This is a genomic window from Nitrosomonas sp. ANs5 (assembly GCF_050584665.1).
Lineage (GTDB): Bacteria > Pseudomonadota > Gammaproteobacteria > Burkholderiales > Nitrosomonadaceae > Nitrosomonas.
Genome location: NZ_JBEUDO010000008.1, coordinates 22,964 through 47,094 on the forward strand (window position 1 = coordinate 22,964; position 24,131 = coordinate 47,094).

Here is a 24,131-nt window from a genome sequence, read left to right on the forward strand (position 1 = left end):
AAATAGGTTTCGTTGCCTAAGTTATTTATTGTCCACTCAACCACACGCTTACTCGCTGCCCAAGCAGCGACGGCTACGAAAGGCTGTCGAATTTCGGGCGGCGCTGCGCAGTCGAACCATCTTTAATGGCACGTTTCTGAGACTTTATGTGAAGCCCGCCGATAGCGATTATGCCCGGATAGGTTTGATTGTCGCCAAAAGAGTCGAGCGTGGGGCCGTCAAACGCAATCGGATCAAGCGTATACTCAGAGAGGCTTTTCGTCGAAACCAGCAAGCTGTTGCAGGCTTGGACTGTATTTTTCAGCTACGGCATCCTTTTGCATTGACAGATTCTGGACGCATCTATCAGGAAGCATCGATGCTTCTGCTTAAAGTCAAACGATCATGAAGCAGTTCGTAATTGGTCTCATCAGGCTCTATCAGTATTGTGTCAGTCCGCTGACGCCCCCTTCCTGCCGGTTTTATCCGACATGTTCGAATTATGCTCAGGAAGCCCTGGGGAAATACGGCTTGGTCAAGGGGTTGTGGATGAGTGCCAAGCGCGTATTGCGTTGCCATCCCTGGAACCAGGGGGGGTATGATCCCGTTCCTTGATCCGATAATATTGCCGGATTTTTATTCGTTGCGCGTATAGCGTCAAGTTTGTCGTACTCCTAATCGCCAGATCAAAATGGACACCAAAAGAATCGTACTACTCATCATTTTTTCAACATCGTTGCTGTTTTTGTGGGACGCGTGGATAAAAGAGCAGGAGCGTCTCGACAAACAAGCCGTTACTCAGCAGAACGGCGCAGTGACTGGTAATGCCCAGCCAAGTCATGATGCTCCGCCGGTCCCAGGGGAGACGTTGGTCACATCCCAGGCGGAATCGGACACCAGCCAGATACCCGTAGCCGGCAGCCCGACTGAATCCGTGACGCCGCGTTTGTTGGCCACGGGCGAGCAAATTCGCGTTGTGACCGACATGGTCATCGCGGAAATCGATACCGTTGGTGGTGATTTGCGACGACTGGAGCTGCTTCATCATCCTTCCACAGAAAGCAAGGATATTCCCTACGCGTTGCTGCAAAGTCAGGCTTCACGTATTTATGTCGCCCAGTCTGGTTTGATCGGGGAGGGAATGCCGAATCACAAGACGGTTTACCGGCCGGAATCGGATCGGCGCAATTATGAAATGTCCACCAGCGAGGATGAGATTGTCATCCGATTGCTTGCTCCCGATCTGGACGGGGTGCAAGTGGTTAAAACCTATACCTTTCGCCGCAATAGTTATGTGATCGATGTGGGTTTCGAGGTGGAGAACCTGGGCGCATCCACGGTACGTCCTTTTGCCTATTTCCAAATGCTGCGGGATAACAACCCGCCCTCCGGAACGACCATGATGATCCCGACCTATCTGGGAGCGGCGATCTACACGGAAGAAGAGAAATTCCAGAAAATACATTTCTCCGATCTGGATAAAAGCAAGGCTGATTATCCCGCCAATGCCGATAATGGCTGGATAGCCATGCTGGAACATTATTTCCTTTCAGCCTGGTTGCCGCCGCAACAAACGCCACGGGAATTTTTTGCCAAACGGCAAAGTGACGAATTGTATACCGCTGGTGTCATTACGCCGATAGGTGCGATCGAGCCGGGCCAGGTCGTCCGCTCAGCTGTGCCGCTGTACGCGGGCCCGCAGGAACAGGACAAACTGGCGGAACTGGCGCCTGGACTGGAACTGACAGTTGACTATGGCTGGCTGACCGTCATTGCCGTGCCATTGTTCTGGCTGCTGTCGTTTTATTATTCCTGGGTAGGCAACTGGGGGGTGGCGATCATTTTGCTTACCATGACGGTCAAATTCCTGTTCTTCCCGTTATCTGCCGCCGGTTATCGGTCCATGGCCAGACTGCGTCTGGTGACACCAAAATTGCAGCGCATCCAGGAACAATACAAAGGCGATCGCCAGCGCATGCACCAAGCAATGATGGATTTCTACAAGGTAGAAAAAATCAACCCGATGGGGGGGTGTTTGCCGATTCTGGTGCAAATCCCTGTGTTCATCGCACTGTTCTGGACGCTGCTGGCCGCAGTTGAGTTGCGCTACGCGCCATTCGCATTGTGGATAACCGATCTGTCGACGCCGGATCCTTATTACATATTGCCTGTGTTCATGGGGATTTCCATGTTTATTCAGACCAAACTGAACCCCACGCCAACGGATCCCATTCAGGCTAAAGTGATGCAAATCATGCCGCTCGCTTTCAGTATTTTCTTCTTCTTCTTCCCGGCTGGTCTGGTGCTGTACTCACTGGTGAACAATGTCCTGTCAATTGCGCAACAATGGCAAATCACCCGGATGTATGGCTCACCGGCTGCCGCTACAACGGCAGCTGCAGCCCCGGCTAAGACTTCGGAACCGGTTGAGGCTCCGGAGCCTGCTGCGGCTCCGACTCCGGCTAAAGCCAAGGCGAGTGACTCAGCCGCGACAGATAGCAAAGCTGGCGAGAAAAGAACCAGAGGGAAAAAGCGCGGGTAAGACTGAAAAGCTCAGCAACCATTTTCAGTAACGCTACAGGCGCAACGATCATCGCTGGCATGGCTCGCCCCAAAGGGTATGAAGCCAGCCAGCGTGCAGGCATAAACGTGCATGCATCCTGCTGAAGATCCTGGTGTGGTCGGGTGTGGCTTGCACACCGTGTAACTGAAACAAGCAGAATAAATGGCTATGTCCTTCAATCAAGGAGTAATGCCACAGTCTACTGTCCGTAGCGAGGGCAATGATATTATCGCCGCGATCGCGACGCCGCCTGGTCAGGGCGGCGTCGGAATCGTCCGAATTTCAGGCCCCAATCTTCAATCAATAGCGACGGCTATCACCGGCCGATTGCTCGAACCCCGACGCGCTGAATTGAGCGATTTTCTTGACGCGCAAGGCGAAGTGCTCGATCGGGGAATAGCGCTGTTCTTTCCTGCCCCACATTCCTATACCGGCGAGGATGTCCTCGAACTGCAAGGACATGGCGGCACTGCCGTGATGAACCTGCTGTTGGATCGATGCCTGCAGCTGGGCGCACGGCTGGCGGAGCCGGGCGAGTTTACCCTGCGCGCTTTTCTCAACGACAAGCTGGATCTGGTGCAAGCCGAAAGTGTCGCCGATCTGATCGAGGCCAGTAGTGCGGAAGCTGCCCGCAGCGCCATGCGCTCCTTGAAAGGCGAGTTTTCCGCAACGATTCAAAAACTGGTCCAGTCATTGATTGACTTGCGTGTCTTGGTCGAAGCCACGCTGGATTTTCCGGAGGAGGAAATCGATTTTCTGCAGTCCGCCCGCGCCATGGAACAACTGCAGATCATTCAGGAACAGCTGGAGCAGGTGCTGCTCGCTTCCCGCCAAGGCAGCTTGCTGCAGGAAGGCGTCAAGGTTGTGCTGGTGGGGCAACCCAATGTCGGCAAATCGAGTTTGCTCAATCAGCTGGCTGGCGATGATGTCGCCATTGTGACCGAAATCCCTGGCACAACGCGCGATACAATCCGGCAGTCGATACAGCTCGCTGGCGTGCCGATACATCTGATCGATACCGCAGGGTTGCGGGAAACCAGCGACATTGTGGAGCAACACGGGATCGCCCGGACCCATGCCGCTATCGAGCAGGCAGACATGGTGTTGCTGTTGGTCGATTGCCGTCACGGATTGACCAGTGCCGATCAAACGGTTCTGGCAGGTCTGCCCGCAAGACTCCCCGTTCTGACGGTTTACAACAAGATCGATCTGTTAAATCAAGCGCCGCGCGTGGAACAGAATGCACTGGGCAAGGCTGTTTATCTATCGGCCAAACAAGGGGATGGCATCGAGCTGCTGCGGGCCACGCTGCTCGAAACCGTAGGTTGGCAGGCCAATCTGGCAGGCGGCGGGGTGTTCATGGCGCGTCAGCGGCATCTCCGGGCATTGATGCAAGCGAAAGCATCGCTCGAATGCGCGGCCACCTGGCTGAATGACGCTTGCCAGCTGGAAATGCTGGCCGAAGAACTGCGAATGGCGCAACAGGCATTGTCCTCGATTACAGGAGAATTTACCGCCGACGATCTACTGGGAGAAATTTTCTCAAGTTTTTGTATCGGAAAATAATTCGGGTTCTACCGGATTCCATAGAATCCATACAAATCTTTAGAAATCCATTTTTACTCTATATGCCCACAAATCCCGCGCTGCACCGCCTCCACCCTGCTGCACGATAGGGCTGACCGTCGGACGTGCTGGAAAAAGCCCTCAACCACGCCATGGGCGGCGTCTACAACCGGGCCGAGTATGCGGGACAGAGGAAGGAGATGCTGCAGGCCTGGGCAGATTTATTGATGGCTTGGCACCGGTCGGCAATCTGGTGATTGATCTGGAGAGGGTGTAATGACGGCCTTTTGCCTTTGCTGCTTCAGCCATTGATTATCCATTGCTAGCAAAAGAACGCAAAACGCAGTACATTTGCATTGCGCTACTGACGGGACACTTCATCATGCCACAGCGAAAATTCGAAACCATTTCAATCCGCACCACGCCGGATATCAAGCAGATGCTACGCGCGGCGGCAGAGCGGGAGCATCGATCACTGGCCTCCATGATGGAGATTCTGATCCTGGACTATGCCAGGCAGCATGGCCTTGCGGGATCTGAAGAAACGAAAGGAAAATCAGAATGAAGCGCATGTGGATGGTATGGGGCGAGGGTGGGTGTCTCTACAGCGTGTCCATGTCTGACGCCGCCCAAACAACATGGCAAGTGACAGGTCAAATCGCAGTGCAAGTCATGGAGCCGGGCAATGTCCACCCTTAACCAGCATCCGGAACAACGCGCCCGCGACCGCATCGACCGCCAGCTCGAACAGGCTGGTTGGCTGGTACAGAACAAAAACGCCATCAATTTAAGCGCTGAGCCTGGCATCGCCGTGCGTGAATATGATACGGATATCGGCCCGGTGGACTATGTGTTGTTCGTCGAGCGTCAGGCGTTGGGCGTCATCGAAGCCAAGCCGGAAGACTGGGGCCACAAAATCACGTCGGTGGAACATCAGGCCGACGGCTACGCCAGGGCCACTCTCAAATGGATTAACAACCGGGAGCCCCTGCCATTCGTTTATCAGAGCACCGGAGAAATTACCCGTTTCACCAATGGCCGGGATCCCGCCCCGCGCTCACGGGAAATTTTCCACTTTCCCCGCCCGGAAGAACTGGCGCGCTGGCGTACACGCCTCGCCAACAACGAAGGCACCTTGCGCGAAGGTCTGAAAAACCTGCCGCCGCTTAGTACCGAAGGCCTGCGCGACTGCCAGATCACCGCCATTACCAACCTGGAAGACTCCTTCAAGCAAGACAAACCCCGCGCCCTGGTGCAAATGGCCACCGGCTCCGGCAAGACCTACACCGCCATCACCGCCGCCTACCGCCTGCTCAAATACGCCAAGGCCAAGCGCATCCTGTTTCTGGTGGACACTAAAAACCTGGGCGAACAGGCCGAGCAGGAATTCATGGCCTACCTGCCCAACGACGACAACCGTAAATTCACCGAGCTGTACACCGTGCAGCGGCTCAAGTCGTCCTATGTGGCCAGCGACAGCCAGGTCTGCATCAGCACCATCCAGCGCATGTATTCGCTGCTCAAGGGCGAAGAGCTGGATGAAGCCACCGAGGAGGACAATCCGGCCGAGAAGAAGGGCCTCAACGCGCTATCCAGAAAACAACCCCTGCCGGTTGTCTACAACCCAAAAATTCCCCCGGAGTTCTTCGACTTTATCATCATCGACGAATGCCACCGCTCCATCTACAACCTGTGGCGGCAGGTGATCGAATACTTCGACGCCTACCTGATCGGCCTCACCGCCACCCCCGATAACCGCACCTACGGCTTCTTCAAAAAAAACGTGGTCAGCGAATACGACCATGAAAAAGCCGTAGCCGATGGCGTTAACGTCGGCAACGAGATCTATCTGATCGAGACGAAAAAGACCCAAAGCGGCGGCGTGATCGAAGCCAAACAGCAGATAGAGAAGCGCGAACGCTTGACCAGAAAAAAACGCTGGGAAACCCAGGACGAAGACGAAGCTTACAGTGCCAAACAACTGGACCGCGATATTGTCAACCCGGACCAGATTCGCACTGTCGTCCGCGCCTTCCGGGACAAGTGGCCGGAGATTTTTCCAGGCCGGAAAGAAGTGCCCAAAACCCTGATCTTCGCCAAAACCGACAGCCACGCCGACGATATCATCCACACCGTACGTGAGGAATTCGGTGAGAGCAACGCTTTCTGTAAAAAGATCACCCACAATGCGGATGACCCCAAATCCGTGCTCAACCAGTTCCGCAACGACTACTACCCGCGCATCGCCGTGACTGTGGATATGATCGCCACCGGCACCGACGTGCGCCCGCTGGAATGCCTGCTGTTCATGCGCGACGTGAAAAGCAAAAACTACTTCGAGCAGATGAAAGGCCGCGGCACCCGCACCCTGGATGCAGATGGCCTGAAGAAAGTCACGCCGTCGGCCAACAGCGCCAAAACCCACTATGTGATCGTCGATGCCATCGGCGTCACCCAATCCCTGAAAACCGCCAGCCAGCCATTGATCACCAAGCCCGGCGTTTCCCTCAAGGAGCTGGCCATGGGTGTCATGATGGGCGCCGCCCGGGACGAAGACAGCGTGTCTTCATTGGCGGGCCGCCTCGCCCGCCTCGATAAGCAACTGACCGGCAAGGAACGCGCCCGCATCAGCGAAAAAGCCGGTGGCTTGCCGCTCACCCTGATCGTGGGCGCGTTGCTTAATGCCATCAACCCGGACGTGGTGGAACAAAAAGCCTGTGAAATCGCTGATCAGCCCACAGGCACCAACCCCGGAGAAGACGCCCGGAACAAGGCCCGCGACCAACTGGTAGGGGAGGCCGCCAAAGTCTTCAACGGCGAACTTATCCAACTGATCGACACCATCCGCCGAGAAAAGGAGCAAACCATCGTCCACGAAGACCTGGACGAATTGCGCCACGCTGGCTGGGCCGGCGACAAAACCGAAAATGCAAAGCAGATGGTGCAGGACTTTACCGATTATCTGAACGAACACCGAAACGAAATCGAAGCCCTGACCATCTACTTCAGCCAACCGGCCCGCCGCTGCGAAGTCACCTACGGTATGATCAAAACCCTGCTTGACACCCTGCAACAGGACCGGCCGAAACTGGCTCCGCTGCGCGTCTGGGCAGCTTACACCCATTTGGACAACTGCCAGGGCGGCAACCCCATCAGCGACCTGACCGCTCTGGTGGCGTTGATCCGCCGCGTCACCGGCATCGATCAAACACTGACACCCTTCGCTGCCACCGTAAAGGAAAACTTCAAAAAGTGGGTATTCCAACGCCACAGCGGCGCCGGTGAGAAATTCAACGAGGAACAAATGACCTGGCTCACCCATATCCGCGACCACATAATCAGCTCCTTCCACCTGGAGCGTGACGACCTGGAAATGGCCCCTTTCGACAGCAAGGGCGGGCTGGGCCGCATGTATCAGTTGTTTGGCGATCAGATGGATGGGGTGATTGAGGAATTGAATCGGGAGTTGGTGGCGTGAGCAGAGAGCCGCCTTGGACTGAAACCACGCTGGGTAAAATCGCTAAATGGGGCTCTGGTGGAACTCCCTCGCGCCGAAATCCGGAATTCTTTAAAGGTTCTATTCCTTGGATCAAGACTGGTGAGTTAGGTAAAAAGTATATTCAGAACTGTGAGGAATATATTTCTGAAGAGGCTATATGCCGTTCGAGTGCCAAGCTATTCAAGAAAGGCTCTGTTGGTATTGCCATGTATGGTGCAACAATAGGGAAACTTTCAATTTTTGATATCGATGCTTCTACCAACCAAGCCTGTGCTGTTGCTGAACCGAAGGAAGGTCTGGATAAGGAGTTTTTATACTACTTTCTGCTCTCGGAACGGCGATCTCTGATTAAAGCAGGAAAGGGTGGAGCGCAACCTAATATTTCCCAAAGTATTTTGAAAGATTGGCCTATTCGGTTACCTACTATTTCAGAGCAAAAGAACATCGTAGCCAAAATCGAGGCCCTGTTCTCCGAACTCGACAAAGGCATTGAATCCCTGAAAACCGCCCGGCAACAACTCAAAGCCTACCGCCAGGCTGTCCTCAAGCACGCCTTCGAAGGCAAACTTACCGAAAAATGGCGCCAACAAAACCCCGACAAACTGGAATCCCCCGAACAACTCCTCGCCCGCATTCAGCAGGAACGCGAACAGTGCTACCAGCGGCAGCTTGAAGAGTGGAAGCAGGACGTCAAAGCGTGGGAGGATAATGGTAAGGAAGGGAAAAAGCCTTCAAAGCCAAAACTTAATTCTGCTATTCGACCGCTTGAAGACAATGCTTTGCTATCTCTTCCTGATGGATGGGTATGGGTAGAGCTCTCAACAATCATAGAGAACATACAGATAGGCCCGTTTGGCTCATTGCTACACAAAGCAGATTATGTCGCGGATGGGGTGCCTTTGGTAAACCCAAGTCATATAAAGAATCAGAAAGTAGCTCCTGATTGGAATTTGACGGTTACAGAAGAAAAGCTCAACGGACTAAGAAAGTATGTAATGCAGAGTAATGATATTGTAATTGGGCGTCGTGGCGAGATGGGGCGTTGCGCTGTTATCACAAATAAAGAATCAGGGTGGCTTTGTGGAACTGGAAGCCTTTTTGTTCGACCTCTGAGTATCGCGAACTCAGATTTTTACTCGTGGATCATTACTTCCCAAAGAGTAAAAGATCATTTGTCTAATTCAAGTATTGGAACAACAATGCAAAATCTGAATGAAAAGATCCTGAAGGGAATCCCTGTTCCTGTGTGCTCCATCGAGGAACAAGACGAAATTATTCGTCAAATCAGTTCCCAGTACTCTGCCATTGATAAATTGGAAGAAGAGATTGATGCTCAGATTATGAAATCCGAAACCCTGCACCAATCCATTCTGAAGAAGGCCTTTTGTGGTCAGATCACTAAAGATAAATCCAGTATCGTGGGAAAAGAATTTTGAATATCAGCAATATAAAAGCACACCGTATCATTACGCATGAAGTTGTAAGAGCCCAAGAGCTTGAAGAAAGAGCACCCATCTTGAGTGACAGCTTTATTGAGCTGGATGATAAGGGGAATTCTTTAATCTCTAAACGATTGGTTGATACGTTGTCTAGCGGCAGTCATTGTGTGGAAGTGGCCGTTGATGATGCAACGGAAGGAAGTCCTTTTTCTTATATCTCATCTATGTTTGATAGTTCAGATCAGAGTTTTATCAACCACTCAAAGCATTTGTCAAAGGCGTTGTCACAAGCCCAAACGGCGGGTTCTATTAAAGCGGGGTCAGCTATATTTATACAAGGAACGTGTATTGCAGATGACCGTGAGTCCAGATTCATGGCCATTATAAAGGCGGACTCTGACCAGGCTTTGCAAAAGCAAAGCCGCGAAGAAGGAATCACGCTCATTTATATCAATGACATGATTCTTGGACAATCTCAGAAGCTTTTCAAGATCGCCTTTTTTGTAGAGATTGAAGATCAAAATGAAGGAAATAATGTCAGAGAATCGACAGACTACAAAGTGAAGGTCTTTGACCATATGATGCAAAAAGCTGGCAACGGCAATGCAGCATTATATTTTTATTCTTCATTCCTCAAGTGTCGAATTGCCGATAATGCATCGAGACAAACAAAAGTATTCTATGAGGTAGCGAAGAGTTTTATTGATGGATTGCCTATTGATCAATCCGAGAAAGTAGAACTAAAAGGCGATGTTATTTCTTATCTTCGAAGCAATAAGGAAATTATTTCGCCAAGAGAGTTCTCTAAAGATGTTCTTCCTGAGGATCAGCAAGACAATTTTATTAATTTATGCAAATCAAGGGGCATAAGCGAAGCTATTTCCAAAGATTTAACCCTTTTAAAGGGCAGGCTTAGAAGGCAGTCTGTGAAATTTGCTTCTGGTGTAACTCTCTATGCTTCACCGGATGTATTTAAGAGCGCCGTCAAGGTTGGGGATTTTGTAGATGGCTGGACTGACATAAAAGTCCAAGGAAAAGTTGAATCAGAAAAATGAACGAGTCTGATCTCAAGAAGGCATTTGAAGCTCGAAAGCACATTCTCCAGAAGTATGGAGAATGGGTCACGGGAACAATCATTTCTAAGCTTTCTGAGAGACTTGGTTCCAATGATAAAGCGAAAAAATATCTACGGATTTGGCCGACTCCTAGAGTTAAAGAAACAGACTCTTTTCTAGAAAAAGCACTGATTAGAAAACCCAAGAGCAACCCAATTGATGAAATAACCGACCAAGTGGGCGTTCGATTTATTGTTCTTCTTCTGGAAGATATATCTGTGATTGGTGAAATTATAAAATCAACAGAAGCATGGTCTTATTCTAAAGATAGAGATTATGAAGAAGAACGCCTAAATAAGCCTGACTACTTTTCTTATCAGTCGGATCATTACGTTTTGACAAATAAGGAAGATTTTGAATTTGAAGGATCCTGCATACCTAAAGGGCTTGTTTGCGAAGTACAGATCAGGACCATTCTTCAGCATGCTTATGCAGAAATGGCACATAGCAGTGACTATAAGCCATCTATAAAGCTTCCAGAAGAAGACAAGAAAAAAATCAGGCGCTCACTGGCAAAAGGTGCCGCCCTTATCGAAACAACGGATGATGTTTTCAGAGAAATCCAAACTAGTTTTCTTGACTATGATAAGGCTCTGAAGTCCATTTTGAATAAATCTTCCGAAATATATCTTGAGTTTACAGGTGAGGAAGCTGCTCCTGACAGTCGTTTGAGCCTGCTTGTCGCGGATACTTATAGAGAGCAATTAAAAGGGATCTCGGCAAATGACCTTTCAGCATGGTATGAGAACAAGTCATGGGTGGCTTCCAATATTATCGAAAAAAGGAAAGAATCTGTTTTCTATCGTGATTCAGTTGTTATTTTTTTGGGCTGGATAATTTGTAATTACCAAACGCTAGTGCCTAAAAACTGGCCTTTGGAATCTCGATATCTTGAAGATATGTACACAGTATTTGGAGTCTCTGCGGAAGGGCTGTTCTGATGCCTGCAAATAAACCAACAGAAAATTCCCCATCAACCTAGACTCCCTGCTCTACCACCGCACCTTCGCCAAGGTGGCCCATGAAAGACGCCAAATTTCAATTGGAGTAGCTGTTAAATCAGTTTGGCAAGAATGAAGCTTCCAGTATTACCGGCAAGGTGCTGGATATGGCCTATGCCCGGAAACTGGCGGAGTTTCCGGGTTTGTCACTTGAAGACATCATGCTTTTGGATCGAGTGCAAAAACAGAAGCCCTTGAGCGATGAACAGGCAAAATACCTGAAAGGCAAGAACCTGATTGAGGGGCGAAAGCCCAACTACCATATCTCTGCCCAGTTGGCAGAGCACAGTGGAGGCCGTGCCGAATATATTCTCCACCGTGCTTTTGACGACCAGCACTACAAGCAACTGATTATTGAGTACCTGGAAAAGTTTGGTACAGCCAAGCGTGTAGACATTAACAGGCTGCTGCTGGATAAGCTGCCGGATGTGCTGGATGCCAAACAGAAGGACAACAAGATTAAAAATCTTCTGCAAGCCTTGAAACACGCGGGTTTGATAGAACCGAAAGGGAAGTCATGGCAGATGTCTAAAGCCGGATAGTTTTAGATATTTCTAGATATTCTTAGACATTTGAGTGAACGAAAACGGGATCCGCAGGAGTTATTTGTCCTTCAACATATTGAAAAAATAAGATTTTCATAGTTGATTGATAGGGAATCCGTGTTAATCATCTTGATGCAGTAACCCATATGTACGGCCCGAAGGGTCTTTTTTACATAGATCTCTGCGAATGTAAATTTTTACCCCCTCCTCATGGAGGGATAGTGATAACTAAGGAATACCAACCCAATGAGCCCCGCAAGTGCGCCGATCATTTCCAAAGTCTGGAGTTTCTGTACCATCCTGAAAGACGATGGTGTCAGCTATGGCGATTATCTGGAACAACTTACCTACCTGATCTTCCTGAAAATGGCGGACGAGTATGCCAAACCGCCCTATAACCGCGAAGTCGGTATTCCCAAGCAATACGCCTGGACGACCCTGAAGAACAAAAAGGGTGCTGAACTGGAAGTACATTACATTGAACTGCTGATGGCACTGGGCAGCAAGAAGGGGCTACTCGGGCAGGTGTTCATTAAGGCCCAGAACAAGATTCAGGATCCGGCCAAGCTGGCGCGGCTGATCGAGATGATCGACAGCGTGCAGTGGGTGGTGATGGGTGCCGATGTCAAAGGCGATATTTACGAAGGGCTGCTGGAAAGAAACGCCGAAGATACCAAGTCCGGTGCCGGGCAATATTTCACACCTCGCGCCTTGATCAAGGCCATGGTTGCGTGCGTTAGCCCGGAGCCGGGCAAGACTATTGCCGATCCAGCCTGCGGTACCGGTGGTTTTTTCCTGGCTGCCTATGATTTTCTGGTGGAAAACCACCAGCTGGACAAAGAGCAGAAGGCCTTCCTCAAGCACCGCACCTTTGCCGGAAACGAGATCGTTGCCAATACCCGCCGCCTGTGCCTGATGAACATGTTCCTGCACAATATCGGCGAGATCGACGGCGAAGGCGCGGTGTCGCCCAACGATGCCCTGGTGGCGCCGCCGTCACACACAGTGGACTATGTGCTCGCCAACCCGCCGTTCGGCAAGAAAAGCGTCATGAGTTTCACCAACGAGGCAGGCGAGCAGGAAACCGACGATCTTACCTACAACCGGCAGGATTTTTGGGCGACCACTTCCAATAAGCAGCTCAATTTCGTGCAGCACATCCGTTCCATGTTGCGTACCACCGGTATGGCAGCGGTAGTCGTGCCGGACAATGTGCTGTTCGAGGGCGGTGCCGGAGAAACGATTCGGCGCAAGTTGCTGGAAACCACCGATCTGCACACGATTCTGCGCCTGCCGACTGGTATCTTTTATGCCCAGGGCGTGAAGGCAAATGTATTGTTCTTTGATAACCGCGAGGCCAACCCCAAGCCCTGGACCAAGGAAGTCTGGTATTACGATTACCGGACCAATATTCACCATACGCTGAAGAAAAAGCCGCTGCGGTTTGAAGATCTGGCAGAGTTCATTGAGTGCTATAGCCCTGAAAACCGTCACCAGCGCAAGGCTACCTGGCACGCGGAGAAAAATCCCGAAGGCCGCTGGCGTGCTTTCAGTTATGAAGAGCTGATTGCCCGCGACAAAACCAGTCTGGATGTGTTCTGGTTGAAGGACAAAAGTCTGACTGATTTGGATAATCTGCCGGAGCCAGATGAATTGGCGGAAGATATCATCGAGAACCTGGAAGCGGGGCTTGAAAGCTTTCGAGCAGTGTTGGCAGAATTGAAGTGAGGGGTTGGGGCCAAGCAAAAGGCGCTGCCCAGGCCTGATACCAACGCCTACCTCCCACAATACACCGCCGTAGTTTGTATTCGCTCATGGCCAATGTGGACATGCCGTTGCTGGATGTAACGCTTGTGTGCCGGAATCCGTGGGCCATTTCCTGTCAGGCTGTGGGTGTCGTTGAGCGCGGTGCGTTGTTGCTGGGGGGTGATGGGAACAGTGCGATCACGGTGTGCCCGTAGCCGAACGAGACCCCGATCGATCAGCCAAATCTGCCCGTGATGTAATCCTCGGTTTGCTTGTTCTTCGGTTTGATAAAGATGGTGTCGGTGACATCGAATTCGATCAATTCGCCCATATACATATAGGCGGTATAGTCGGAGACCCGGGCGGCCTGTTGCATGTTGTGGGTGACGATCAGGATGGTGACTTTGTTCTTGAGGTCGGTGATCAATTCTTCGATACTGGCGGTTGCGATCGGGTCCAGCGCGGAAGTCGGTTCGTCGAATAGCAGAATTTCCGGGTCGGTCGCGAGGGCGCGCGCGATGCACAGCCGCTGCTGCTGCCCGCCCGACAGATTGAAAGCGAGATCATTGAGACGGTCCTTGACCTCTTCCCACAGCGCGGCATTGCGCAGAGCGTTTTCAACTTTTTCTTCAAGGATGGAGCGGCGTTTGATGCCTCTTATTCTCAGGCCATAAGCGACATTCTCAAAAATGGATTTGGGGAATGGATTGGGTTTCTGGAACACCATGCTGATGCGCATCCTGACTTCTATCGGGTCGACATTGGGCGAGAGGATGTTTTCATTGTCGGGATGCAGGATGATTTCGCCCCCATAGTGATTGTCGGGGTAGAGGTCATGCATGCGGTTGAAGCATCGGAGAAAAGTCGATTTGCCGCAACCTGAGGGGCCAATCAACGCTGTGACCTGTTTTTCATGGACCACCATGTTGATGTCTTTGAGTGCCTGAAAATCCCCATAGCGAAAAGTGAGGTTATTCACTACGGATTTAATCGTGCTGGACGTGCTGGCGCCCGGTCTGGTTGTATGCATGATTTCGTTTACCATTTAATTTTTTTACGCAGATGATAACGCAGGTAAATAGCCAATCCGTTCATCAGCAATGTCATGACCACTAGCACCAGGCCCGCTGCGGCGGCATTGGCCTGGAAGGCTTCTTCAGGTCTGGAGACCCAGTTGAACATCTGAATCGGCATGACAGTAAAGGGTGCCATCAGCCATTCGAAGGACAAAAAGGGAAACTCTGCCTGAACCGGGGCAGGGGGCAAAAAGGCGATGAAAGTCAGGGCGCCGATCGTGATAATGGGGGCTGTTTCCCCAATTGCGCGTGCCAGCCCGATAATCACGCCGGTCAGTATACCGGCTGCCGAATAGGGCAGGATATGATCCGCCACGGTTTGCCATTTGGTCGCCCCCAGCGCATAAGCGCCTTCGCGGATTGCAACGGGAATCGAGCGGATCGCCTCGCGGGTCGCGACAATTACAATTGGCAGGATCAGCAACGCCAGCGTCAGGCCGGCCGCGAGAATGCTTTGTCCCAGCCCGAGTTGATATACGAATAGTCCCAGTGCCAGCAAGCCGTAAATGATCGAGGGCACCCCGGCCAGATTGGTGACATTGATTTCGATAATTTCGGTGAGTAAATTGGTCGGCGCATATTCTTCCAGGTAGACACCAGCCGCCACCCCGAGCGGCACGGCCGCCACGGCAGTGACCAGCATGACCAACGTCGTGCCGACCCAGGCAGAGAGAATCCCGGCCGCTTCAGGACGGCGCGATGGGAATGACGTGAAGAAGTCCCACGACAAACGGGGCATGCCGTCGATGAGCATATGCGAGAACAGCGCGATAAAAGTCAGAATGGCGATCATCAAAGCCATCACGCCAGCGACCAGGAATAGCGAATCCCAGCGTTTATGGCGGGAGATGACTGCTCGTATCTCTTTCAGGTTTTTTACGTGATTCATCTGGGTATGATGACTAAAAATTAGAGGCGTCAGAAGAGAGAGGCTGCATGGTCGACAAAGCCGGCTGGCAGCGGTGTCAATAAACTTCCCGGTAATGTTTGCGCAACAAATGGCCCAGGATGTTGAAAGCCAGGGTCATCAGCAGAAGCGTCAACCCGGCTGCAAAGATTGTTTGATAGCCGATGCTCCCATGCGGCAAATCTCCGAGGCTCACTTGAACGATATAAGCGGTAATGGTGGCCGCCGGTTCCGTAGGATCCCAGGTTAGATTGGGTTGCATGCCTGCGGCGATGGCAACAACCATGGTTTCACCCACCGCCCGTGAAATACCGAGTATATAGGCCGCCGCTATGCCGGATAAGGAGGCCGGCATGACGACCTTGATCGCCGTCTGGAATCGTGTCGCACCCATCGCATAGGAGCCTTCCCGCAGATGCATCGGCACCGAGCGCATGGCATCTTCAGTCATGGAGCTGACATAGGGGATAATCATGATTCCCATGACCAGGCCCGCGGATAAAAGGCTGAAGCCGGGAAGGTCGGGGATGAGCATTTGCAGCAGCGGCGTGACGAACAATAAGGCAAAATAACCGTAAACGACTGTCGGAATGCCGCCCAGTAGTTCCAGAAATGGTTTGGCGATTTCTCTGACCGTGAAGGGCGCAAATTCGGAGAGATAAATCGCGATGGTGGTGCCCAAAGGCAGCGCGACAAGGAGCGCGACTGCAGAGCTGACAACCGTACCCGAGACCAGGGGCAGAATGCCATAGTGGGCGTCATCAAAAAGGGGGGTCCATTGTGTATCTGTCAGAAACTCGCGCAGCGATACATGCTCGAAAAAGACCAATGATTCCGAGATCAGCATGTAAATGATTGCGAATGTAATGAAGACAGAAAAAAAAGCTGCCAGAAACAGCAGTATTTCTATCACACGCTCTTTCAGATGCCGCTTGTAATCGTAGCGTAGATTTCTTGTCGCTGGCGTGCCGGCAAGCGTATCTTTGGTATTGTGGATAGGAATCCTCATTCTTTTGAGTAGCGAGCTGAGATAGGAGAGCTTCATACTAAGGACCAATTATTACAATTTGATGACAGGCGCCTCTAAAAATCCATGTTTCGTCACAATACGCCGTTGTTCACAAAAATGTCTTCTTACATATCAATCATATGCTGCGTCAACATTTTTTGTTCCCGCCTTGTCTTGCTTAAAACTTTGGATTTTTAGAGGAACCCTGAAAGTAATATAGGCATCGTGCGCAGCGACCAGTACGAGCCACACTAAGCTGCGCATTTTAACATACAGAATCCGTGAATAATCTATTCCCCGGTTGTGGGTATGGAAGAATCCTGAAATCCATATACTGATATGATGGGATATGACGCTATGTTTAGGGCTCGTTAATGGCGGGAGACCGGAATGGTTTCGTTTGTCGTGTAAGGAAGCGTTGTCACTGACGACTAAGCATGGATACATTGCATGCGCACCATGAAACCGACGATGGGTTGTTTGGGATTGTATGTATCCTTCTGAATGGAGGCATGAAAATTAGAGAGATGGCCAAAATGGATGCAGTGCTGGTGGTGGTATGCAAGCGTCCTCGGCCTGGCATGGGCAAGCAGAGGCTGGCGGTTGGCTTCGGCATCGAACAGGCCATGGCTTGCGCCCAGGCGCTGCTCGATTGTGCGCTGGAGGACGCGCTGGCCTGGAGGGGGCCGGTGGTGATTGCACCGGCTTCTTCCGGGGATCGTGCCTGGGCGGCTTCGCTACTTCCACCGCAGTCAATGGTGACGATCCAGCCCCAGGGCACTGGCAACCTTGGGCAGCGACTGAATGAGCTTGATCGGTCGTTGCGCTTGAATGGTGCGAAGCAATTGATTTATATCGGCAGTGATGCGCCGCTGCTGACCGATGAGGATTACAGCGCTTGCCGGGCGGCACTGATGCATGCCGATACAGTGCTCATACCCGCCTTCGATGGCGGGGTGGTGCTGATGGCGAGTAATCTGCCATGGCCGGAGCTCGGCCATTTGCCATGGAGCACCCCTCATTTGGGAGCCACGCTAATGGAACAGTGCCGACAGGCTGGCCAGACGGTCGCCTGTCTGAAACCGAATGTGGATATAGACGAACCGGAGCAGATCGAACAGTTGTATGCCGATCTGCGGCATGATTCACGGCCGGCCCGACGGCGGCTGCATGCCTTGGTCAGCTGTCTGCGCGCAAACAAGCGGGTCAACCATGCATGAATTCAGCGTAATCATTCCTTGTTACCGGGATGAATCCAGGCTCGAACAATTGTTGAGCCAATTGAACGCGCTACCGGATATCCCGCAAGAAGTGATCGTGGTCGACGGTGCCAGGCAGACAGCCTGCCGGGCTGTTTGTGAGCGGTACGGCGCGCGCTGGCTGGCTGCCACGCCCTGCCGCGGCCAGCAGTTGCGCGCAGGCGCCATGAGCGCGCGTGGCGAGATACTCTGGTTTTTGCATGCGGATGCGCGGCTGCCGGAAAACCCGTTGCCGGCCATGGCGCGGGCATTGACCAACGGTGCGCTGGGTGGCTATTTCCGCTTCCGGTTTGACGGTGCATGTGCCTGGCCGGCACCGCTGCTGGAGGCGGCGATTGCATTGCGTTGCCGGATTGGCGTACCGTATGGAGACCAGGGAATCTTTGCCAGGCGCAGCAGCTATTTGGCTGCCGGTGGGCATGCCCCCTGGCCATTGTTCGAAGAGGTGCCGCTGGTGAGGAATTTACGTGCGCTGGGGCGATTTCAGGCACTGACGGAATCGTTATGGGTCGATCCGCGGCGCTGGCAGCGGGATGGCTGGTGGCGCCGCACCTGGCGCAACCGCAAGCTGGCGCTGGCGTTTGCCTGTGGTGTGTCAGCTGAAAAGCTGGCAGGCCAGTATTGCCATCGAGGCGATCCAGATGATTTGACAACAGGAACTTAATCACCATGAAAGAAATCGTTCAAAAATACTATGGCGAGACATTGACCGGTTCATCCGATCTCAAGACCAATGCCTGCTGCACCGACGAGGGCCTGCCCGATTATGCGAAGCCTTTGCTGGCCCAGCTGCATGAGGAAGTGCTCAATCGCTATTACGGTTGTGGGCTGGTGCTGCCACAACAGCTCGAGGGGCTGACCGTGCTCGATTTGGGTTGCGGGGCCGGGCGGGATGTTTATGTGCTGTCGCAACTGGTGGGTGAAAATGGCCAGGTGATCGGCGTGGACATGACCGAGGCGCAACTGGCTGTGGCGCGTCGCTACGAAGATTATCATCGCAAAGCATTCGATTACGCCCGCAGCAATGTGCGTTTCCTGCAAGGGAATATCGAGAAACTCGATGCGTTGGATTTGCAGGCGTCGAGCGTGGATGTGATCGTTTCCAATTGTGTGATCAACCTCGCTACCGACAAGACTGCCGTATTGCGGGAGGCGTACCGCGTGCTCAAACCGGGTGGCGAATTATATTTTTCCGATATCTATAGCGACCGGCGTGTTCCGGCCGCACTGGCCGGCGATCCAGTGTTGTACGGGGAGTGCTTGGGCGGCGCGCTTTACTGGAACGATTTCCTGAACCTGGGCCGGGCATGCGGTTTTACCGATCCACGGCTGGTGGAAGATCGGCCGATTACGATCGGCAATGCCGCCATCGCGGCGCGGATCGGTCCGATTCGTTTCTATTCGGCCACCTACCGGCTGTTCAAGCTCGCTGGGCTCGAGCCCGCCTGCGAGGATCATGGCCAATCGGTGGTCTATCGCGGCACCATTGCGCATCACCCGCATGGTTTCATGCTGGATAAGCATCATCATATCGAGACCGGCCGCCAGTTTCCGGTGTGCGGCAATACCTGGCGCATGTTGCATGACACCCGGTTTGCGCCGCATTTCGAGTTTTACGGTAATTTTGAGCGCCATTTCGGCATTTTTCCGGGATGTGGCATGGGCATTCCGTTCGATGACGCAACCCGGCCGCCGGCGGCGGCTGGCGGATGCTGTTGACCACGGCCATGAAAATCCCTGCTTCCTCGCCGACGGGGCAGGCAGCACGTTCTGCCGCCTGGTACCAAACTGCCGATGGCGCGCCACGTGGATTCATTCATACCCATGCGCTGGAAGAAGTGTGGTTTCATACCGGTACTGCCTGCAACCTGGCCTGTCCATTCTGCCTGGAAGGTTCAAAGCCCGGAGATGATCGCCTGCAACGGGTGCGATTGGCAGATGTGCAACCGTTTGTCGACGAAGCGCTGACATTGGGCGTGAAACAATTTTCCTTCACTGGCGGGGAGCCGTTCATCAACAAGGATATCGTGCCGATCCTGGATTACGCCTTGCAGTCTCGGCCGTGTCTGGTGCTGACCAATGCGACGCGCCCCCTGATCCAGCGGATCAGGCAGCTGAAGCCACTCAGCCAGCATCCGCATCCGCTTCACTTGCGCGTGAGCCTCGATCATTTTGAAGCAGCGCGCCATGATCATGGCCGGGGGAAAGGGATGTTCGCGCAAGCGCTGGCTGGCATGCGCGAGCTTCATCATGCGGGGTTTTCGTTATCCATCGCCAGCCAGGCGATACCCGGCTGCAGCCAGGCCGAGGTGAGCCAAGGATTCGGTGAGGTGCTGCAGGCAGCGGGATTGCCTGCCGATTTGCCGCGCATCGAATTTCCCGAATTTCATCCGCCTGCCGCGCAAGTTGCCAGCCCCCAGATCAGCGCGCAATGCATGACCGATTATCACAGCGAGGCCAGCCGGCGGCAGTTTATGTGCGCATTCAGCCGGATGGTTGTGAAAACTGCCGGGCGCATGCGCGTTTATGCCTGCACGCTGGTGGACGATGATCCCGACTATGCGCTGGCGGATACGCTCACCGGCAGCTTGCCTGTGCCGGTGAGCATGAAGCATCATCGCTGTTACAGCTGCTTTCGTCTCGGTGCATCCTGTAGCGAGCTGCAGCGGGCGGATCAAGACATGTCAGCAACCGGAGCGGGTGATACATGAACAAGCGCCTGATCCTGTTGCTGGCCGTGCTGATATTGGTTGGCCTGTTTTATCTATTGGATCTGGCCAGTCTTTTCAGCTTGGAATCGCTCAAGGCGCATCATGCCGACCTGGACCAGAGCTACCAGGATAATCCGTTCCGGTTCATGGGCTGGTATGCGCTGACCTACATTGTCATGGCGGCGCTGTCCTTGCCGGGCGCGGCCGTCATGTCGCTCGCCGGCGGCGCTTTGTTCGGGCTGTGGGTGGGCGTGCCCCTTGTCCTGCTTTCAGCCACGATCGGCGCGACACTTGCCTTCTGGGCCGCGCGCTATTTGCTCCGGGATGCGGTCTCGCGCCGTTTTGGGGACCGATTGGCGACCATCGATCAGGGGCTTGCCAGAGATGGTGCGTTTTATCTCTTCTCCTTGCGGATGGTGCCGGCTATTCCTTTCTTCCTGATCAATCTGCTGATGGGCCTGACGCGCTTGTCAACCGGGACATTCTTCTGGGTGAGCCTGATCGGTATGCTGGCTGGCAGTATTGTCTATGTCAATGCCGGCACACAATTGGCGGCGATCGAAACCCTGTCCGATATTCTGTCACCCCCGCTGCTTGCTTCCTTTTTGTTGCTTGCCGGATTTCCTTGGCTGGCGCGTTGGGGCATCGGCTATTTACAGCAGCGGCGGCGTTATGCGCGTTGGCCTAAGCCGCAACATTTTGACCGGAATTTAATTGTTATCGGTGCTGGCGCCGCTGGTCTGGTCACAGCATATATTGCAGCGGCAACTCGAGCGAAAGTCACATTGATCGAATCCCATAAAATGGGGGGGGATTGCCTCAACTACGGATGCATCCCATCCAAGGCGCTGATTCGTACCGCCGCTTTCCTGAAGCAAGCCCGTGTAGCCCAGTCGCTGGGAATCACGCAAACCCAGGTTGAATACAATTTTGGCGAGGTCATGCAGCGCGTGCAGCGGATCATCCGAGCAGTCGAGCCACATGATTCCGTAGAACGCTATACCGGGCTTGGGGTTGAAGTGATTGCAGGTCAGGCACGTATCAATTCCCCCTGGACAGTTGAAGTTGATGGAAAAACACTCACCACACGCGCCATTGTCATTGCCAGTGGCGCGCGCCCGCTTATTCCCAAAATCCCAGGATTGGAAACGGTGCGATATTTTACTTCGGAAACAATCTGGTCACTGACCGAACGGCCGAAGCGCTTAGTGGTAATGGGAGGTGGGCCAATTGGTTGTGAGCTCGCGCAAGCTTTCGCCCGTCTGGAGTGTCAAGTAACCATAGTGGAGCGAGATCGCCTGATGGCTCGTGAGGATGCAGAAGTCGCTGAATTCATGGCAACCATATTGCAGGAAGAGAGCGTGCGCCTGCTAACACAGACAGAAGCAGTTCGTTGCGAACGACGGGAAAACGACACGCAATGCTTGATTGTGCGTGATGCAGAAGGAAGGAAACAGATGCTGCCATTCGACGCTTTGTTGTGCGCGGTGGGCCGGGTTGCCCGTACCGAAGGATTGGGGCTTGAAACGCTCGGCATTCCTTTGACAGAGCGGCGTACAATCGAAACGAACGGCTGGCTAGAAACAATTTATCCCAATATCTACGCCTGTGGTGATGTCGTGGGACCGTTTCAATTTACCCATGCTGCAGCGCATCAAGCCTGGTATGCCGCGGTCAATGCCATGTTTGGAGATTTCAAACGCTTCAAGGTCGATTACTCCACCATACCGTGGACGACATTTACCGATCCGGAAGTCGCGCGGGTTGGATTATCAGAAGCAGAAGCCCGAGCCCGCGAAATCAAGTATGAAGTAACCCGTTATAATCTGGATGACCTGGACAGGGCCATTGCCGATGAAGCCGCGCGCGGCTTTGTCAAAGTGCTAACACCACCGGGCAGGGACCGGATCCTGGGCGTAACGATCGTGGGATCGCATGCCAGTGACCTACTGGCGGAATTTGTGCTGGCAATGAAACATGGCTTGGGTCTCAACAAGATCCTGGGCACCATCCATACCTATCCCACCTGGTCCGAGGCCAACAAATATGTGGCGGGGGAATGGAAACGCAGGCATGTGTCCCAGCGCTTGCTCGGCTGGCTCGAGAAATATCATGCCTATAAGCGGGCGCCCAGAAAATAAGGAGAGTAATACAAGGCGTTGTACCCAAGCGATCATTACAACCGACAAACCCGATTGAGCATTGCGGCTCGGGTTGTTCTCTGCCCATAACCAAATGGGGGCAACGTCAGCATTACGCTCCCTTCTCGCCAAGCTTAAAACGCTGACTTTTTAGAGGCTCCCTGATAGGGATGAGTCGTTATTGAATAACAATTTCGACTCGACGGTTACGCTGCCTGCCTTCAACAGTATCATTGGTCGCAACGGGCCTACTCATGCCATACCCAATCGTTTCTATTCTGTTATGAGGTATTCCCTCAGACAAAAGAAGACTCTGAACTGCATTTGCCCTGTTTTCTGACAGACGCAGATTAAACGAAGCACTTCCGGTAGAGTCTGTGTGTCCTTCTATGAGCACTCTCTTATCCGGATATTGCTGCATAAATTGTGCTAAACGGCGAATCATAGTAACCGCTCCTGGCATCAGCTCAGCTTTTCCGGTCTCAAATAACACATCGCCCAAAGTCATCACCATGCCGCGTTCGGTTTTCTCTGCCTGGAGCTCTGCCAGCTGCTGTTCTAGCTGGGCTTTCCTAGCCATAGCTTGTTGTGTTTCGCGCTCTCTTGTCCGCAAAGCGAACTGACTAGAAGCTTCCCTCAATCTTGCTAATTCATTTTCTGTCAGGCTAAAATTTTTCACTTCCAGAGCCGTTAATACCTGGTTATTGCCAATATAAGCCAGCGAACTCATTTCTTCATCAGTTCGCGCTTCGGCAGATTTCCTCAATGTCTCTTCTGCTTCAATGAGATGTTCTGCAGCATATTTGATTACATCTGGATCAGCTTTTGCTCTGGCAAATGCTGATTCTGCGTCAATCAGCATTGCATTTTTTTTCAGTGGACCTCCGCAAGAGGTAACAGCAAAAACAAACAATACAGCAAGCAAGATATTTATGCGTTTTGTCATAATAATTCTCTCTTATGCAAGGGGCTTAATGAGATGCAGCAGTTTCGGCAAAAAAGGGGAATTTCTATTATCTTTGAATGCGTTCTATTTCACGTTCCATAGTCTGAATGGTCTCTCTCATTTCCTGTGCAGACCGTTCTGCTTTGGCGGTTCTGGCTTTTGCCGCTGCCAACCGGGCATCTGAAATTGACTCCTCAGCTAGAAGCCTTGCAGTTAAATGTTTTTTATCTGCTGCGGCTCTCTCGGCATTTCTGAGCTTGGTTTTGGCACGGTCAAGCTCAACAGGCGCAAAAATGCTTGCATCACTTGATTCTGCAGATTGTATCTGTGACCTGGCACTGGCAAATTCACCGACGGGCTTGGGTACGCTGCTGCACCCACTAAATAGTAAGGTGATGCATACAAAGAAATAAATTAATAAATTTCTGGAGAAAAATGTTTGCATGATCTTTGCCCTCATTTTTATTAATCAGTAAGAAAAATACCTGCTACTCATATACGCACATCATATCTTCACTGTATGCCGGGATTTGAGTCCAGTCAAGGATTTAAAATGACAATGCCTTGTATTCGGGTAACAATCATGTTAAGGAAAATGACTTCGGTTCCTTCTTCATCAGGATAAATAA

General features: G+C 52.4%; 23 protein-coding genes. 18 read left to right on the top strand and 5 right to left on the bottom strand.

What is annotated here, in order from left to right:
* Positions 1 to 28: 28 nt before the first annotated feature.
* The 13 genes from rnpA (at position 29) to ABTW62_RS03430 (ending at position 13,668) form a co-directional block, all read left to right on the top strand.
* On the top strand, positions 29 to 388 hold the full coding sequence (rnpA, locus tag ABTW62_RS03370; RefSeq protein WP_430903172.1) for a ribonuclease P protein component: 360 nt from the start codon (positions 29 to 31) through the stop codon (positions 386 to 388).
* Positions 385 to 594, top strand: a complete 210-nt coding sequence (yidD, locus tag ABTW62_RS03375; RefSeq protein WP_430903173.1) for a membrane protein insertion efficiency factor YidD — start codon at positions 385 to 387, stop codon at positions 592 to 594. Before rnpA ends, yidD begins: the two co-directional genes overlap by 4 nt.
* A 76-nt stretch (positions 595 to 670) precedes the next feature.
* Positions 671 to 2,521 (top strand): membrane protein insertase YidC, encoded by a 1,851-nt coding sequence (yidC, locus tag ABTW62_RS03380; protein WP_430903174.1) that lies wholly within the window; start codon positions 671 to 673, stop codon positions 2,519 to 2,521.
* Positions 2,522 to 2,731: 210 nt separating this feature from the next.
* Entirely contained in the window at positions 2,732 to 4,108 is a 1,377-nt protein-coding gene (gene mnmE, locus ABTW62_RS03385; protein WP_430903175.1) for a tRNA uridine-5-carboxymethylaminomethyl(34) synthesis GTPase MnmE, read from the top strand.
* A 382-nt stretch (positions 4,109 to 4,490) separates the two neighbouring features.
* The gene (locus ABTW62_RS03390; protein WP_430903176.1) at positions 4,491 to 4,673 is read left to right on the top strand and encodes a hypothetical protein; all 183 of its coding nucleotides are present in this window, start codon (positions 4,491 to 4,493) and stop codon (positions 4,671 to 4,673) included.
* On the top strand, positions 4,670 to 4,807 hold the full coding sequence (locus tag ABTW62_RS03395; RefSeq protein WP_430903177.1) for a hypothetical protein: 138 nt from the start codon (positions 4,670 to 4,672) through the stop codon (positions 4,805 to 4,807). Before ABTW62_RS03390 ends, ABTW62_RS03395 begins: the two co-directional genes overlap by 4 nt.
* Complete coding sequence (locus ABTW62_RS03400; RefSeq protein WP_430903178.1) at positions 4,794 to 7,586, top strand: DEAD/DEAH box helicase family protein; 2,793 nt, start codon at positions 4,794 to 4,796, stop codon at positions 7,584 to 7,586. Before ABTW62_RS03395 ends, ABTW62_RS03400 begins: the two co-directional genes overlap by 14 nt.
* Positions 7,583 to 9,043, top strand: a complete 1,461-nt coding sequence (locus tag ABTW62_RS03405) for a restriction endonuclease subunit S (RefSeq protein ID WP_430903179.1) — start codon at positions 7,583 to 7,585, stop codon at positions 9,041 to 9,043. The genes ABTW62_RS03400 and ABTW62_RS03405 overlap by 4 nt, the downstream gene beginning before the upstream one ends.
* Complete coding sequence (locus ABTW62_RS03410; RefSeq protein WP_430903180.1) at positions 9,040 to 10,101, top strand: nucleoid-associated protein; 1,062 nt, start codon at positions 9,040 to 9,042, stop codon at positions 10,099 to 10,101. Before ABTW62_RS03405 ends, ABTW62_RS03410 begins: the two co-directional genes overlap by 4 nt.
* Entirely contained in the window at positions 10,098 to 11,102 is a 1,005-nt protein-coding gene (locus ABTW62_RS03415; protein WP_430903181.1) for a GTP pyrophosphokinase, read from the top strand. The genes ABTW62_RS03410 and ABTW62_RS03415 overlap by 4 nt, the downstream gene beginning before the upstream one ends.
* A gap of 167 nt (positions 11,103 to 11,269) precedes the next feature.
* Positions 11,270 to 11,704 (top strand): hypothetical protein, encoded by a 435-nt coding sequence (locus ABTW62_RS03420; protein WP_430903182.1) that lies wholly within the window; start codon positions 11,270 to 11,272, stop codon positions 11,702 to 11,704.
* 249 nt (positions 11,705 to 11,953) lie between these two features.
* Positions 11,954 to 13,435 carry an N-6 DNA methylase gene (locus tag ABTW62_RS03425; protein ID WP_430903183.1) on the top strand — a complete coding sequence of 494 codons (1,482 nt, stop codon included), beginning with the start codon at positions 11,954 to 11,956 and terminating at the stop codon, positions 13,433 to 13,435.
* A gap of 74 nt (positions 13,436 to 13,509) precedes the next feature.
* Positions 13,510 to 13,668 carry a hypothetical protein gene (locus ABTW62_RS03430; protein WP_430903184.1) on the top strand — a complete coding sequence of 53 codons (159 nt, stop codon included), beginning with the start codon at positions 13,510 to 13,512 and terminating at the stop codon, positions 13,666 to 13,668.
* Between the two features lie 20 nt (positions 13,669 to 13,688).
* Here ABTW62_RS03430 and pstB read toward each other — a convergent pair whose 3' ends face one another.
* The 3 genes from pstB to pstC all read right to left on the bottom strand — a co-directional run bounded on the left by pstB (position 13,689) and on the right by pstC (position 16,445).
* The gene (pstB, locus tag ABTW62_RS03435; protein WP_430903185.1) at positions 13,689 to 14,483 is read right to left on the bottom strand and encodes a phosphate ABC transporter ATP-binding protein PstB; all 795 of its coding nucleotides are present in this window, start codon (positions 14,481 to 14,483) and stop codon (positions 13,689 to 13,691) included.
* An 8-nt stretch (positions 14,484 to 14,491) separates the two neighbouring features.
* A complete protein-coding gene (pstA, locus tag ABTW62_RS03440; protein WP_090415723.1) occupies positions 14,492 to 15,418 on the bottom strand; it encodes a phosphate ABC transporter permease PstA in 927 nt (308 codons plus the stop codon).
* A gap of 76 nt (positions 15,419 to 15,494) precedes the next feature.
* On the bottom strand, positions 15,495 to 16,445 hold the full coding sequence (gene pstC, locus ABTW62_RS03445) for a phosphate ABC transporter permease subunit PstC (RefSeq protein ID WP_430903224.1): 951 nt from the start codon (positions 16,443 to 16,445) through the stop codon (positions 15,495 to 15,497).
* Positions 16,446 to 16,882: 437 nt separating this feature from the next.
* Between pstC and ABTW62_RS03450 the strand changes: the two genes are divergently transcribed.
* The 5 genes from ABTW62_RS03450 to ABTW62_RS03470 are packed head-to-tail and all read left to right on the top strand — an operon-like array spanning position 16,883 to position 22,556.
* On the top strand, positions 16,883 to 17,665 hold the full coding sequence (locus ABTW62_RS03450; RefSeq protein ID WP_430903186.1) for a DUF2064 domain-containing protein: 783 nt from the start codon (positions 16,883 to 16,885) through the stop codon (positions 17,663 to 17,665).
* Complete coding sequence (locus ABTW62_RS03455) at positions 17,658 to 18,368, top strand: TIGR04283 family arsenosugar biosynthesis glycosyltransferase (protein ID WP_430903187.1); 711 nt, start codon at positions 17,658 to 17,660, stop codon at positions 18,366 to 18,368. Before ABTW62_RS03450 ends, ABTW62_RS03455 begins: the two co-directional genes overlap by 8 nt.
* A gap of 5 nt (positions 18,369 to 18,373) precedes the next feature.
* On the top strand, positions 18,374 to 19,423 hold the full coding sequence (locus ABTW62_RS03460) for a methyltransferase domain-containing protein (RefSeq protein ID WP_430903188.1): 1,050 nt from the start codon (positions 18,374 to 18,376) through the stop codon (positions 19,421 to 19,423).
* Positions 19,424 to 19,431: 8 nt separating this feature from the next.
* Positions 19,432 to 20,415 (top strand): radical SAM protein, encoded by a 984-nt coding sequence (locus ABTW62_RS03465; RefSeq protein WP_430903189.1) that lies wholly within the window; start codon positions 19,432 to 19,434, stop codon positions 20,413 to 20,415.
* On the top strand, positions 20,412 to 22,556 hold the full coding sequence (locus ABTW62_RS03470) for an FAD-dependent oxidoreductase (protein WP_430903190.1): 2,145 nt from the start codon (positions 20,412 to 20,414) through the stop codon (positions 22,554 to 22,556). The genes ABTW62_RS03465 and ABTW62_RS03470 overlap by 4 nt, the downstream gene beginning before the upstream one ends.
* Before the next feature lie 178 nt (positions 22,557 to 22,734).
* Here the strand turns inward: ABTW62_RS03470 and ABTW62_RS03475 are convergent, their stop codons facing one another.
* Positions 22,735 to 23,502: an OmpA family protein gene (locus ABTW62_RS03475; protein ID WP_430903191.1), complete on the bottom strand. Its 768-nt coding sequence runs from the start codon at positions 23,500 to 23,502 to the stop codon at positions 22,735 to 22,737.
* A 67-nt stretch (positions 23,503 to 23,569) separates the two neighbouring features.
* Positions 23,570 to 23,947: a DUF4398 domain-containing protein gene (locus ABTW62_RS03480; RefSeq protein ID WP_430903192.1), complete on the bottom strand. Its 378-nt coding sequence runs from the start codon at positions 23,945 to 23,947 to the stop codon at positions 23,570 to 23,572.
* Between the last annotated feature and the right edge of the window lie 184 nt (positions 23,948 to 24,131).

What these genes read in the sequence shown, in the direction of transcription:
- yidC (WP_430903174.1), top strand. Translation starts at nt 671, where the DNA reads ATGGACACCAAAAGAATCGTACTACTCATCATTTTTTCAACATCGTTG.
- ABTW62_RS03390 (WP_430903176.1), top strand. Translation starts at nt 4,491, where the DNA reads ATGCCACAGCGAAAATTCGAAACCATTTCAATCCGCACCACGCCGGAT.
- mnmE (WP_430903175.1), top strand. Translation starts at nt 2,732, where the DNA reads ATGCCACAGTCTACTGTCCGTAGCGAGGGCAATGATATTATCGCCGCG.
- pstB (WP_430903185.1), bottom strand. Translation starts at nt 14,483, where the DNA reads ATGCATACAACCAGACCGGGCGCCAGCACGTCCAGCACGATTAAATCC.
- ABTW62_RS03465 (WP_430903189.1), top strand. Translation starts at nt 19,432, where the DNA reads ATGAAAATCCCTGCTTCCTCGCCGACGGGGCAGGCAGCACGTTCTGCC.
- pstC (WP_430903224.1), bottom strand. Translation starts at nt 16,445, where the DNA reads ATGAGGATTCCTATCCACAATACCAAAGATACGCTTGCCGGCACGCCA.
- ABTW62_RS03400 (WP_430903178.1), top strand. Translation starts at nt 4,794, where the DNA reads ATGTCCACCCTTAACCAGCATCCGGAACAACGCGCCCGCGACCGCATC.
- ABTW62_RS03480 (WP_430903192.1), bottom strand. Translation starts at nt 23,947, where the DNA reads ATGCAAACATTTTTCTCCAGAAATTTATTAATTTATTTCTTTGTATGC.
- ABTW62_RS03470 (WP_430903190.1), top strand. Translation starts at nt 20,412, where the DNA reads ATGAACAAGCGCCTGATCCTGTTGCTGGCCGTGCTGATATTGGTTGGC.
- ABTW62_RS03425 (WP_430903183.1), top strand. Translation starts at nt 11,954, where the DNA reads ATGAGCCCCGCAAGTGCGCCGATCATTTCCAAAGTCTGGAGTTTCTGT.
- ABTW62_RS03420 (WP_430903182.1), top strand. Translation starts at nt 11,270, where the DNA reads ATGGCCTATGCCCGGAAACTGGCGGAGTTTCCGGGTTTGTCACTTGAA.
- ABTW62_RS03450 (WP_430903186.1), top strand. Translation starts at nt 16,883, where the DNA reads ATGGATACATTGCATGCGCACCATGAAACCGACGATGGGTTGTTTGGG.
- ABTW62_RS03455 (WP_430903187.1), top strand. Translation starts at nt 17,658, where the DNA reads ATGCATGAATTCAGCGTAATCATTCCTTGTTACCGGGATGAATCCAGG.
- ABTW62_RS03460 (WP_430903188.1), top strand. Translation starts at nt 18,374, where the DNA reads ATGAAAGAAATCGTTCAAAAATACTATGGCGAGACATTGACCGGTTCA.
- ABTW62_RS03395 (WP_430903177.1), top strand. Translation starts at nt 4,670, where the DNA reads ATGAAGCGCATGTGGATGGTATGGGGCGAGGGTGGGTGTCTCTACAGC.
- yidD (WP_430903173.1), top strand. Translation starts at nt 385, where the DNA reads ATGAAGCAGTTCGTAATTGGTCTCATCAGGCTCTATCAGTATTGTGTC.
- ABTW62_RS03415 (WP_430903181.1), top strand. Translation starts at nt 10,098, where the DNA reads ATGAACGAGTCTGATCTCAAGAAGGCATTTGAAGCTCGAAAGCACATT.
- pstA (WP_090415723.1), bottom strand. Translation starts at nt 15,418, where the DNA reads ATGAATCACGTAAAAAACCTGAAAGAGATACGAGCAGTCATCTCCCGC.
- ABTW62_RS03475 (WP_430903191.1), bottom strand. Translation starts at nt 23,502, where the DNA reads ATGACAAAACGCATAAATATCTTGCTTGCTGTATTGTTTGTTTTTGCT.